Below are 12,884 nucleotides of genomic sequence, written 5' to 3' on the forward strand. Positions count from 1 at the left end.
TGTGCACGGACTCACATGGAATCGCCGACGGAGACCCAGATCTGGTCGGCATCCTTGCGGCGGATGGCCAAACGCGTCCCGCGGACCTCGACTTCCAGCGGCCCTCCCATCGGCATCCGCCGCACCAGCACAATCTGGCTGTGCGGCGTGATGCCTAGGGAGATGAGGCGGTTGCGAAACAACGGATGGCCCGTCAATCCCTTGACCTGGGCCTCCACGCCCGCCTCCAGGTTCGTCAGCTTCAGCGTCCGCACGTGCTGGCCACTTCCTCTCACCGCCGCCTCTAGGTCCCGTTCCCGTCGGCGCTCACGAATTTCGTGATGTTGCACCTAGAATCATAGCGCAAAAGATGATACACGTGGTCATGTTTTTTCGTCGCAACTGTGTCCGTTTGCTCGACCGAATCACCGGGAGATGTCATGGGGGAGCCTCATGGGGTTGGATAGAGAAACGGGCGGTGCATGAACTGCGCACCGCCCATTCATGTGGAGGACGAGGATGGACTCAGACGTGGCTCGCGCGCTGCTGCCGCCGGTACCGGTACTGCGTCCATTGATAGTGGATGAAGCAGCCGACGCAGAAGCCGAGGATGGCGACGAAGGCCGCGACGGCGACCAACGCGCTGAACACCCAGAACACCGCCGTCCAGTGCAGCACGTGGGCGATGAGGGCCACGGCCAGGCAGACAATCGCGATGGTCTGACTGAACTCCTGCTGCCGGCGGTCCTCCGGGACGTACGCCGACGGCTCCTTTTTCAGGAAAAGGGCCGCCGCGCGCATGACCGGGTTCCATCCGAACAGCCGGCCCAGCAACCCGGCCACGAGGGGTACGGCGAGCCACCACACCCAGCCGGTGGCCCATGCCGCCAATACCGCAAGGACAATCACCCACTGATTCGCCCGGACCAAGGGCCGCGGGATCGAATCCGGCTTGCTCATCGAAAATCATCACCTTCCCGATGGGGTCTATAAAAATTATAAACCGATTGGTACAATGGGACTATACCCAAATCATCCGTTCCGGCGATGTGGATGATCCCGGCCCTGGGGTATCCTAGGGGCGGGAAATGCGTTCTCCACGCCGGCAGACGAAAGGAAGAGGTTTGATGTCCATCACATTTGGCACGTCCGCTCGCCCGAAGATCGCGCGGAACATCACGGAACTCATCGGACGCACGCCACTGATCCGCCTCAACCGCATCAGCGACGCCACTGGGGCGGAGGTCCTCGCCAAGCTCGAGTACTTCAACCCGCTCGGCAGCGTGAAGGACCGCATTGGATTCGCGATGATTGAGGCCGCTGAACAACAGGGGCTGATTGGAAAGGATACGGTGATTGTCGAGCCCACCAGCGGGAACACGGGCATTGCGCTCGCGTTCGTATGCGCCGCCAAGGGGTACCGGTGCATCCTCTGCATGCCGGAGACCATGAGCATCGAGCGCCGGAAATTGTTGAAGGCGCTCGGGGCCGAACTGGTGTTGACCGAGGGCGCCCTGGGGATGAAAGGGGCTATCGCCAAGGCGGAGGAACTGTTGAAGACGATTCCCAACGCGTTCATGCCGCAGCAGTTCAAAAACCCGGCCAATCCGGAGATCCACCGCAGGACCACCGCCGAGGAGATCTGGGCAGACACGGACGGTCAGGTGGACATTGTCATCAGCGGCGTGGGGACCGGCGGAACCATCACCGGGGTCGCCGAAGTCCTCAAGGCGCGCAAGCCCTCGTTCCGGGCGGTGGCCGTCGAGCCCGTGGATTCGCCCGTGCTGTCGGGGGGCAACCCGGGACCGCACAAAATCCAGGGCATTGGCGCCGGTTTCGTGCCGGACGTGCTCAACACCCAGATCTATGACGAGGTCGTCCAAGTCGCCCATGAGGACGCGTTTGCGGCCGCCCGCACCCTGGCCCGGACGGAAGGCATCCTCGTCGGCATCTCGTCCGGCGCGGCGGTGCACGCCGCCTCCGTGGTGGCGAGCCGGCCGGAGAACCGCGGCAAGGTGATCGTCGCCATCCTGCCCGACACGGGTGAGCGGTACCTGTCGACGCCGCTGTTCGGCGAAGAGTGATCTCTTTTGCCTGATCCCCGGGCCGCCAGACCCCTGGCGGCCCGTGCTCTTCATCACGCCGTCCGGCTGTGTGCACGCCCACGGCCATGCCGTGCGCGCCGCCATGCCGTCCGGCTGCCGTGCCTTCCCACGGTCATGCCGTCCGGCTGCCGTTCCACCGCCAACGTGCGCGCCGCCACACCGCGGCCCGTGCGCTGCGGCGCCGAGGCGTTCAGCGCCGGTTCTGGGGGGCGGCGAGCTTGGACGCCATCCAATCGACGAGGGTCAGTCCGTCCTGGCTGCGCAGATCGTCGATGTCCCGCACGTCCACGACCCGGCCATCCGCCATCAGCATCGCCGTGTCCAGCAGCGGCTCAATTTCGGCCACCTCGTGGGTGGACATGACAATCGTCTGACGACCGAGATCGACAAAGGATACCAGGCCCTTGAGGATGGATTGGCGCACCAGCGGATCGAGCCCGGACAGCGGTTCATCCATGAGAATCAGCGGCGCGTTCCGCGAGAGCGCGAGCACCATCTTCAACCGGCCGAGGTTCCCCTTCGACAGCTCGCCCGCCCGCTGTCGGGGCAGCAGTTGCATAAAATCGAGCATCTCCCGGGCTTTCGCCACGTCGAAATCGGGAAACACGGCCGCGTAAAACGAGATGAGTTCATCCGCCGTGTAGAACGGATAGAGCGCATCCTGATCCGACAGGTACGAGACCACGCGGCTGATCCGCCGGGTGACCTCCTGCCCGTAGACCCACACCCGTCCGCTGGTGGGGTTCGCGAGGCCCGCCATCAATTTCAGCGTCGTCGATTTGCCGCTGCCGTTGGCGCCAATCATCCCGATGATGCGGCCCGAGGGCAGCGAGAACGTCAGATCGCGGACCGCATACCGCAGACGGTACCGCTTGGACACCTGTTCAAACCGCACGATGGGGGTTTCCGTCACGACGCGCTCCTCCTTGGGAGAACCGACCTCAATCACCGTCATTCCCGCGTGCCTCCTTCCACGAACGCCTGAACGCCTCGGACAATTTCATCGCCTGTGAAGCCCATCTCCGCCATGTCCCGGACAAACGCCTCAATTCGCTCATGCATCAGGTCTTCCCGCAGCGCGCGCAGCCGTTCGGCGTCCTCCGTGACAAAGGTGCCCTGGCCACGGCGGGTGAGGACCACCTGCATGCGCTCCAGCTCCGTGTACACGCGCTGCACCGTGTTGGGATTCACCCCCGCCTGGACCGCCATGTCCCGCACGGACGGCAGCCTGTCGCCCGGTTTCCGGTCTCCCCGGACGATCTCGCGGCAGATGCGATCCACCAGTTGCAGATAGATGGGCTGTGCCGGGTGAAAGTCATCGCCCATGGCTCACACCTCGGCGCGCCGGTCGAGGAGCCAGGCACTCACCGAAAACAGCGCCACGATCAGCAGCAGATTGAACAGGAGGTCACCCGCATACAGGGTGAACGGCGACACGGTCGCCGGCCCGCCGGGACGTCCGAACAGGTGTGCCGGCAAGGTGAATGTGATGTGCCATGCCCCCCAGTGGAACAGGGTGTCGTAGATGGCGCTTTGCTGCAGACCGTCCATTCCCCAGGTGGCGAGCAGCACCAGGGCGAGCCCAATCAGCCAGCGCCACCGTCCCAACGCGTTTCTCACCGACCGCATCACCACCGAGATGAGCCCTCCCCACACCGCCATGTACAGGGCGAACCCAAACACCGCCGCCGTGAACCACCCGGCCACCTGGAGGTCAAACCGAAGCACCTGCGGATCGCCCAGACGGCTCAACACCGTGAGGTTCGGGTTGTCGACGGCCAGCAGCCACAACGTGAACAGGCCGGTCACAACAAACGACACCAGCATCTGCACCAGGCCACACACAAATTTCGATCCCAACAGCATCCACCCCGGCTGCGGCAGGTGCAGCCACAACGGCGAGGTCTTGCGCCACTCGCGGCCCAGACTCATGTACACGTACACCGGCAGCGCGAAAGCGTGCAATCCCAGCAGGAAGACACTGAGCACCGTCGCCGCCCCGGTGTGCGTGCGGTAGGCGACGTACAAAAGCAGGCTTTCGACGATGACAATGCCGATCAGCGACACCAGATCATGGGCCCGGGTCAAGCGCAGATCCTTGCGCACGATCGCGAGCCAAGAAGACATGGACATCCTCCTCTTCCGGTTCAGGCGGATGCGCGCACCGCCAGCGAACCGGCGAATTAGTGTACTAGTAATATAGTACATTCGATCACGCGGTGTCAATCCCCGCCCCCGCCCCGCCGGGCAGGTGCGGAATGGCTGACGGCCTGCACCCGGCTGTGCCGGGGACGGTAGCCGGAAACGGTATCCGATGGCGTTTTTGTGAGACACTGCTGGAGGATGATTCGGTGGGCACTTCGCGGGTGGCGCCTTGGGCCCGGAGGATACCCTGCCACGGCCCGGCAGGACGGCCCCCACGGGGCGGCCGGCCGAGGGGACCCGGCCGGCCGAGTGACATCACGGAAGGGGGACCTTCAACCACTCCTTGTAAAAGGTTTCAATGTCGGGCTCCCAGTTGTGAATGACCGGATACCACGGCGTGGGCGCTTCGACCTCCAACAAGGTCCCGCATCCCGGACAGTAATACTCCCGGTAGACCTGCCAGTTGGGATCGGGCGCCATGAGTTTCGGGTAGATTTCGGACAGCGCCTCTTCGGTATCCCGGACGTAAATCCGGGCATGCAGCTTCCAATTGTCCCGGTAGTCGCAGAATTCATGGCCGCAGTCGCATTTGATCACGCGCTCGCCGGTATCCTTTTTCTGGACGATGTACAGATGGTATTGATACGGCAACAGGATTCGGTCATCCCAAGGCACCCGTTCCTGAAGAATCTCCAGGTAGGCCTGGAATCGCTCCTCGTCTTTGGGCTCCGAAAGCATGCGGTGTTGGGTCTCCCAGTCGATGGTCCCGTCTATCAGCTCTTCAATTTTCTTTTTGTCATGTGCCATCTCCGTCAACCTCCTTATGCCCGTCGGACATGTTTCCTCTCACTCTTCCACCAGGACGAGCCGCTTGACGTCGGGCAGTTGTTCCACGCTCATGCGGTGATGCGCGCCAAACGTGGCCGCTTCGAGTTCGTCCTCGATGAGATTCCAGTCCTCCGGCAGATTCCAGAAGCGTTTGAATTCCTCGAGGAATTTGGGGCTAAGTTGGAAACTGGTCGCAAACATGTGACGCACCTGGACCGACGCCTCCTTGCGCAAGATGCGCTCGCGCTCTTCCTGCATCCACTCCCGCGTCGGTCTGCTTTTTTGAATCCGCTCCTGCCGGATGGCTTGGCGTCGCTCGCGCGTGGCCTCCCGGTCCACGTGCCAGCGGCCCTCCTCATCCTGGTAGATGACCGCCCCGTATACCTTCTCGGCATAGCGGGGAAGCAGGTAGTTCCCGTTGAGGTCGGCTTCGATTTTCTCCGGATCGCGCTCTATCGGATCCCCGAAACCAGGCCCACCGCGGAGGTAATTGAGGTACAGGTCGTAGTTCTCAAAAATAGTCTCGGTGGTCATGGTCTGCTTGTCGCGCCGGACGGATTGCGCCTGCATCTTCTGTTCGTATCCGGGATGATCCGGATCCGCGTCGGGGCCGAGCGGCAGTGGCAGTCCCTGCTCAATCCGTTGCTTCAGATCGGTCCCATGCGCCTCAAACCGGTACCCGGTGGCCGCGGGGTACCCTCCCATCAGGCCCCAATCGCTGGACATGTATCCGTTCCCCATGAAGAACATGGTCCAGTCCTTGGCGTTGTGCACCATGCGGAGGGTCTCGTAACCGCACCCGCCGCGGTACTTGCCGTAACCCCCGGAGTTGGCCTTCACGTTCCGGCTCAGGTAGATCAGCGGTTCGGCCAACTCCCAAATCTCCATGTCGCCCATGTCGCCCTCGGGGTTCCAGATGGCCGCCGCGTGATCCAGCCCGTCCTTGACCGCGGTGGCACCGGTCCCTTCGGAGGCCGCCTCGAAGCTGTTGACCGCGTGGATTTCGTTATACTGGTTGAATCCGCCGCCTTGCAGCCAGTTGGAGGTGTTGGCATTGCCGGCGTTGACCTCTTCGAGGTAACCGCGGGCGAAGTAGGCGGTGCTGAGACTGCGCCAGAGCGCGCTCCAGGCCGAGACCAGGAAGTGCCACGAGTACGAGTGCGCCGTGCGGCGGTCATCCGGGTTCTGCCAGGTGCCTTTCGGCAGACGGAATTGCGTCGCGTAGTATGCGCCGTCGTTGATGAGTTCCGTCGGGATGAGCGTCTGGGTCATCATCACCCAGATGCCGCTCGTGAACGAGACCGGTTGCGCGTTGAAGGAATGCCATCCCCAACGGCTGGACCCGTCGAAATCCAGCTTCCACGTCCCATCCGGCCGAATGGTGACCTCGTGCGGCGCATGCATGATGGTGTCCACTTTGGCGTAGGGCGGCACGTTCACGTCGGGATGCGCGTAGCCGACGTCGACGAACGCCACACCCCGGTATGTGCCCGGCACGGTCAACGACCGAATGCGCCGGATCAGGCCGCGGCGCCCATCCTCAATGACTTCATAGGCGAACCGCATATACCGGTCGATTCCCACCTCGGCGATGAGATCGAGCACCAGATCCCGAATCATGTGGCATCCCGCGATGCGCGTACGCTCATCCAACAGCCAATACCGGGTGGTTCGAATGGAACGCTGGCTCTCGTGGATCCAGTCGCGCAGCGGCCGGTCGTTTTCCCCGGTCTTCCGGCACGTCACCTGGTACCCGTCCCCGAATCGTTGCACCGGTCCCATGGTCATCGACCCGGGCCCCACGGCGCCGGTGTCGATCACGTGGGTGACGCCCCCGACCCATCCTACCAGTTGGTCCTCCCAGAAGATCGGCACGATGGTGTGCACATCGCAAGGGTGCACATTGCCCAACAGGCAGTCGTTGTTCGTGAAGATGTCTCCCGGACGAATCCCCGGGTTCTCCTCCCATCCATTCTCAATCATGTACTTGATGGCGGCCCCCATCGTTCCCACGTGGATGATGATGCCGGTCGAGGTCATCAAGGAGTCCCCCACGGGGTTGTACAGCGTGAAGCACAGCTCCCCTTCCTGTTCGACAATCGGAGACGCGGCAATCCGTTTCGCCGTCTCACGGGCATTCACCACGCCGGCCCGCAGACGGGAAAACACCTTGTTGTACAGAATCGGTTCCTTCTCCTTCAGATCCATTCGGATGAGGCCAGCGTAGTGACCGGTCTCACGCGAGGTATGGAGGACAGCGTCGCGATGCTGCTTCAGCACCTGTCCCCCGAGCTTGAGCGGACGGAAGTCCACACCACTGGCGACCTTGGCCATTTGTCGTGCCTCCTTTGATTACGAAACTTTTCATTCCACCCGCTTCAGGTGGAAGAGCCGGTGGGCATCCAGCGTGGTGACCCATCCGGGCGGGACCACAAACGTGGTCGCGGGCGCCTCGATGATGGCGGGACCCTGAATCTGATTGCCGGCGCGGAGCGTGTCCATGTCCCACACATCCGCTTTCACCCAACCCTTGCGAAAATAGAACGGCCTCTGCCCGCGATGCGCCTGCGGTGGCGGCGTGATTCCCCCGTACGCTTCCTCCGGGATGCGCGGCTTGACGCTGTCCACCAGACCGCGCATGATGGCGCCCGTGATGGTGAATCCGAGCTCCGGACTGCGGGCGGCCTTCGCGTACACACGCGCGTAGGTGTTCTCAAACGCGTCCGTCAGCACATTCCAATCCTCTGCCGTCTCCAACCGGCCGAGCGGCGATTCAATTTCGAGATCGTTGAGCTGTCCGCGGTACATCATCCGGTACCCCGGCAGAAGCGTCACCTGATCTGCCGCATAACCGTTCAGCCGAAACTCCTCTATCACCTTTTCCGCCAGCTCCATCCAGGCACTTTGCAGTTCTTCCACCGCCTCAAGCCGTTCGGCGGCATCCGCGTCCGGAGCCACATTGATATCCAGGCTCTTGTCGTAGCGGTACTCGAACTCCGCGGCGGCGCAGCCGAAGGCGGAAAATCCCGCGGCCCATGCCGGGACGATGATCTCCTGGAAGCCCAACCCGTCCGTGTACCCGTACGTGTGCACCGGACCCGCCCCGCCGTAGGAGAAACACACGAACTCGGAGGGGTGATACCCTTTTCCGCTGATCATGGCGCGCAGGTGATCCCGCAGCCGCGTGTCGAGCAATTCAATCACGCCAGCCGCCGCCTCCTCCACGCTGAGCCCCAGCGGACGCGCGATCTGCTCCTCAATCGCCGCTCGCGCCCGTTCGACGTCCAGCCGAATTTGCCCGCCCAAGAAATTGTCCGGATTGATGTACCCCAGCACCACGTGGCAATCCGATACGGTGACCGTCTCGACACCGCTTTCCCGCCAGCACACGCCGACGCGGTACCCTGCGCTGTCCGGACCGATGCGGATGGCGCGGGTGTAAGGATCGATCCGCACGTAACTCCCGGCACCGGATCCCACGCTGTCCATCTGCACGAGCGGCAACGACAAGACCAACCGGGCCATGTCCGGGTCGTGTTGGATGGTGAATTGCCCCTGCACGACCAGCGCCATATCAAAGCTGGTCCCGCCGATGTCGGTGGCGGCGATGTTGCGGTAACCCAGCTGTTCACCCAAGTATCGCGTCCCGATGACCCCTCCGATGGGACCCGATACGGCCGTCCGGGCCAATTCCTTGGCGGTCCAGCTGATGGTGCCGCCGTGGCTGGCCATCACCCGCAGGTCGAAGCGGGCCCCGTACTGCTTGAACCGTTCGTTGATCCGGACCAGCGTTTTGCGCGACGGCTCCGCCGCGTACGCCTCCAGAATGGTGGTGTTGGTCCGGTGGGACTCCTTGCGGACCGGATAGTAGTCCGAGGAAGCGAACACAGGGATGTTTTTCCCCGACGCGCGGACCACCTCGAGCACAATGTCCCGGACCCGCCGTTCATGTGCCGGGTTTTTGTACGCGTGCAGAAAACTGATGACAATCCCTTCCACATCGTGGGACACCAATTGCCGGGCCGCCTCGTATGCCTCCTGTTCCCGCAACGGAATGACCACTTGGCCGAACATGTCCACCCGTTCGGTCACACCGAAGGTCAGCTCGCGGGGCACGAGCGGCGGATCGTACCGGTGGGTATTGAGGTGAAGGCGGTCTTCATAGGAGTATCCGAGGTACGACTGAACGGACCGCCCCATCCGGTGGAAATCCTCCATTCCCCGGTTCACGATGAGCCCGACCCGCATGCCTTTTCTCTGGACGATGCGATTGAGCATCGCGGTGCCGGAGTAGACCGCGGTGACCAGTTGCGGAAAGACGTCTTCCACGGTGAGATGCCACTGCGCCAGCGCATCGACAGACGAATTGACCAGCCCGACCGACTCGTCCTGGGGTGTGCTCTGTGCCTTGCCGACGACGAAGTTCCCGTCTGTGTCCACAAAAAAGGTGTCCGTCATCGTCCCGCCAGCATCAATCCCGAGCACCTGAATGCGGCTCGTCATCTGCGAGGAACCTCCTTTGCCTTTGTGGGATACGCAAACGGCGTTCGTACACAGGGCGAGGCAAATTGCGTGCCAATCCGAAGGGCCGCCGCCAAAGCGGAAACGGCCGGTTCCGCGAGGCCGGCTCCCACGCACGGTGTCCGATTGTGATACACAGGTGTCGCATTTCTGATACAATATTCGATGGATTCCGATATTGATGTTTCCCCGAAATCGTGCGTATAATGGCATCCAAAGCTGCTCGCATCCTGAATCCACGACGGGAGATGTGGGAATATGGGAGAAGAGCTGGCGATTTTATCCCCCCAGGAGGTCTTCGAAAAGAAGCGGGTGCTCAAGAACGCGTGGGAGGCTTATGTAAGCGATCACAAGGTCGTCACCGGCGTGAGAGGGTCCGTGCTGGAATCGTGGAAACGAAGCCAATCGTTCGGGATTCAGCCAGGACAGCGGCAGGCGCGTTACGCACAAGGCGTGGATGAGGTCATCGAGTGGCGGAAGGAGTCGGAGTTTTTTGCCACCGCCATTCCAATCCTGGAACAGGTCTACAGCCAGATTGAAGAGACGAGGCACATCCTGACCTTGACGGAGGCTCACGGCCGCATCATCTACCTTCGCGGAAACCATCACATCCTCGAAAAAGCGGAGGCCATGCGCTTCACACTGGGCGCCGACTGGAGTGAACAGTCCGCCGGTACCAATGCCATCGGAACATCCGTGTACCTGAAGAAGCCGATTCAGATTTTTTCCTATGAACACTTTGCTCAGGGCGCGCATGACTGGGTGTGTTCAGCCTCACCGGTGTATGATGAACACTCCGGTAAGCTGCTCGGCATCGTCGACTTGACCGCTCCCCACGAATACGCCCAACCGCACACGCTCAGCATGGCGAAGATGATTGCGACGCAGATTCAGGCGGAGTATCTCCGGATATCCAACGACATCCGGCGCTGTCTGCATGAGGAGTACGTCAAGGCTCGAAACCGCTGGCCGCATGAACCGATGTTGCTGTTCGATGGCGTCTTTCAAGTCATCGCCGAAAACGCGGAAGCCCAGGCCTGGCTGCGCACGGTACAACCGTCGCTCCCGGATCAATCCGTGTACGCCGTCATTCGCGACGCCCTGCTGACGTGTGCCGGGTCCGAGTGCACCTTCGAGTTGCTGCAGACCGGGTACAAGGTGACGGCCACCGCAATCGTCCGAAGGAACGAGCGCATTGGTTTTCTCGTCTTGCTTCACCCGAGGTCCCGCCCGCGGCTGGGTGTCTCCCGCGGTTCGTTCGAGGGAGCCGCAACCGGCCCATGGGTGCAGATCACCGGCAGGTCGCCCGCCATTCAAACCGCCATCCAGCGGGCGAAAGTGGTGGCGGCCACCAATGTGCCCATTCTCATCACCGGGGAGAGCGGCACCGGGAAAGAGCTGTTCGCCCGCGCCGTGCATGAGGCCAGCCCGCGGCGTCACCACCCGTTCATCGCAGTCAACATCGCCGCACTGCCCCGCGAACTGATGGCCAGTGAACTGTTCGGATATGAACCCGGAGCCTTCACGGGCGCGCATCCAAGAGGGAAGAAAGGAAAGTTCGAGGAAGCGCACGGAGGCACCCTGTTTCTGGACGAGATTGGCGACATGCCGTTGGATCTCCAGGTCTACCTGCTCCGCGTACTGCAGGAAAAGAAGGTCACCCGGTTGGGCGCGTCTCACGCGGAACCCGTCGACGTGCGCATCATTGCCGCCACCCACCAACACCTCGCCGAACGAATCGTCCGCGGAGCGTTCCGTCAAGACCTGTTCTATCGGATCAACGTCGTGGAATTGGCCTTGCCGCCTTTGCGGGAGCGCGCAGGGGACATCGTCCTCATCGCCAACCACTTCTTGGCGAAGTTTGCAAGGCAATACGGGCGTCCTGTGACTTCCTTTGCGGAAGAGACACTCCGATTGTTCACCCAGTACGACTGGCCAGGCAACGTCCGGGAACTGCAAAACGCCGTGGAACATGCCGTCATCTTCTCCCAGACGGACACCATCACGCGGAAGGACCTGCCCTCGTACCTGCAGGTCATGGATGAAAGGGCCAAGGCGCCACACCATGCGGGCGCCCCGGTGGAGCATCCGGACCCGTGGGCGGAGGAAGAGAGGAAACTGATTGCCTACTGGCTCGAAAAACTGGATGGCAACGTCAGTGAGGTGGCGCGCCGGCTCCGCCGTTCGCGATCGACCATCTACCGGAAGATGAAACAATACGGGATCGACAGCGTCCGGTTTCCCCTCATCGATTGACCCAACCCGCCACACCGAGCCCAGCGCCCGCAGGGCCTTTCGTCGCCGACCAGCCGCTCAACAATGTCGGCAACGATCCACCGCGGACCTCCACCACGCGACGGCAGAGGTCCAGTTCATGCCGCCGGCCTGCCTGTCCAGATGGTGTTTCATCGCTCTGAAGACCGCACCGGCCGCCGCGCTTCGCTGAAGGACGACGATATTCCTGTTGGTTTGTGCACGTCTCAACCCGTCCACCATCAGCGGGCTGTTGACGAGCACCCCGCCTGACACCACCACGTTTGGCGCGATGCGATCCGCAAGTTGCGCGAACACGGCATCCACCATCGCGGACAGGTCTCGAATCGCGTCGTAAATGATGGCCCGTGCCACGTCATCGGCGGGCGCACACTGAAGAACCCACTTGGAAAAGCTGGCAATCACGCTGACCGGGTGTGGCGATCGGTAGACGCGTGGAATCAAGTCGGCAGGATGCGAGACGCCGAAGGCCTCTTGGGCCGCCTCCCACAATTGGGTAGACGGTCCCCGTCCCTCACACGACTGAATGGCTGCCGTCAGGCCGCGCTGCCCGATGGCGAATCCGCTCCCCTCGTCACCGAGCAAGTAGCCGAATCCGCCAGCGCGGGCAATTCTGCCGTCCTCGTCTTCTCCGACGGCGATGGACCCGGTTCCTGCAATCAACGCGACGCCTGAGCGGCCCTCCGTACCCGCGGAGAGGACCGGAAGGGCGTCGTTCACCACCTCAATCGCCGCGGAGGGAAAGCCGTCGCGCAACGCCAGGGACCATTGTTCCCTGTCGTTCGGGCGGTCGACGCCGGCCATTCCCGCACAGATGGCGACGAGGTCCTTCGGAGCCGCCTGCATTTCGCGCAGTCCCGTTTGGAGGAGTTCCAGCACCGTCTCGACCGCCCGCTGCCAACCGACCGTGTTGGGGTTTGCAGGGGGCCCGCTCAACGTGACACCCTGAGCGGAATCGGCGTCCACCATCATCAACTGCGTCTTCGTCCCGCCACCGTCGACGCCCGCGTAGATCCGCACGTTGTCCTCCCC

11 protein-coding genes are annotated in these 12,884 nt (G+C 62.5%); 2 read left to right on the forward strand and 9 right to left on the reverse strand.

The window, feature by feature from the left end; all coding sequences use genetic code 11:
- Nucleotides 1-11: 11 nt before the first annotated feature.
- Nucleotides 12-254, reverse strand: coding sequence for a FeoA family protein (locus BM357_RS02760; RefSeq protein WP_175511422.1), 243 nt, complete (start codon nt 252-254; stop codon nt 12-14).
- A gap of 250 nt (nt 255-504) precedes the next feature.
- On the reverse strand, nt 505-939 hold the full coding sequence (locus BM357_RS02765) for a DUF4395 domain-containing protein (protein WP_074949426.1): 435 nt from the start codon (nt 937-939) through the stop codon (nt 505-507).
- A gap of 167 nt (nt 940-1,106) precedes the next feature.
- On the opposite strand from BM357_RS02765, the gene cysK reads away from it, so the two are divergent.
- Nucleotides 1,107-2,063 (forward strand): cysteine synthase A, encoded by a 957-nt coding sequence (gene cysK, locus BM357_RS02770; protein WP_074949427.1) that lies wholly within the window; start codon nt 1,107-1,109, stop codon nt 2,061-2,063.
- A gap of 211 nt (nt 2,064-2,274) precedes the next feature.
- Here the strand turns inward: cysK and BM357_RS02775 are convergent, their stop codons facing one another.
- The 6 genes from BM357_RS02775 to BM357_RS02800 form a co-directional block, all read right to left on the reverse strand.
- Nucleotides 2,275-3,039 carry an ABC transporter ATP-binding protein gene (locus BM357_RS02775; RefSeq protein ID WP_245783806.1) on the reverse strand — a complete coding sequence of 255 codons (765 nt, stop codon included), beginning with the start codon at nt 3,037-3,039 and terminating at the stop codon, nt 2,275-2,277.
- Nucleotides 3,036-3,410 (reverse strand): GntR family transcriptional regulator, encoded by a 375-nt coding sequence (locus BM357_RS02780; protein WP_074949429.1) that lies wholly within the window; start codon nt 3,408-3,410, stop codon nt 3,036-3,038. Before BM357_RS02780 ends, BM357_RS02775 begins: the two co-directional genes overlap by 4 nt.
- A gap of 3 nt (nt 3,411-3,413) precedes the next feature.
- Nucleotides 3,414-4,211 (reverse strand): hypothetical protein, encoded by a 798-nt coding sequence (locus BM357_RS02785; RefSeq protein ID WP_074949431.1) that lies wholly within the window; start codon nt 4,209-4,211, stop codon nt 3,414-3,416.
- 333 nt (nt 4,212-4,544) lie between these two features.
- Entirely contained in the window at nt 4,545-5,036 is a 492-nt protein-coding gene (locus tag BM357_RS02790) for an acetone carboxylase subunit gamma (RefSeq protein WP_074949433.1), read from the reverse strand.
- Between the two features lie 39 nt (nt 5,037-5,075).
- Nucleotides 5,076-7,391: a hydantoinase B/oxoprolinase family protein gene (locus BM357_RS02795; protein WP_074949435.1), complete on the reverse strand. Its 2,316-nt coding sequence runs from the start codon at nt 7,389-7,391 to the stop codon at nt 5,076-5,078.
- Between the two features lie 30 nt (nt 7,392-7,421).
- Complete coding sequence (locus tag BM357_RS02800) at nt 7,422-9,560, reverse strand: hydantoinase/oxoprolinase family protein (protein ID WP_074949437.1); 2,139 nt, start codon at nt 9,558-9,560, stop codon at nt 7,422-7,424.
- A 276-nt stretch (nt 9,561-9,836) separates the two neighbouring features.
- Here BM357_RS02800 and BM357_RS02805 point away from each other — a divergent pair, with 276 nt between their 5' ends.
- On the forward strand, nt 9,837-11,834 hold the full coding sequence (locus BM357_RS02805) for a sigma-54-dependent Fis family transcriptional regulator (protein ID WP_074949439.1): 1,998 nt from the start codon (nt 9,837-9,839) through the stop codon (nt 11,832-11,834).
- Between the two features lie 57 nt (nt 11,835-11,891).
- Here the strand turns inward: BM357_RS02805 and BM357_RS02810 are convergent, their stop codons facing one another.
- Nucleotides 11,892-12,872: an N-acetylglucosamine kinase gene (locus BM357_RS02810; protein ID WP_074949441.1), complete on the reverse strand. Its 981-nt coding sequence runs from the start codon at nt 12,870-12,872 to the stop codon at nt 11,892-11,894.
- Nucleotides 12,873-12,884 lie beyond the last annotated feature (12 nt).

Origin of the sequence: Paenalicyclobacillus macrosporangiidus, assembly GCF_900116805.1 — a bacterium.
GTDB classification, from domain to species: Bacteria; Bacillota; Bacilli; order Alicyclobacillales; family Alicyclobacillaceae; genus Alicyclobacillus_H; species Alicyclobacillus_H macrosporangiidus.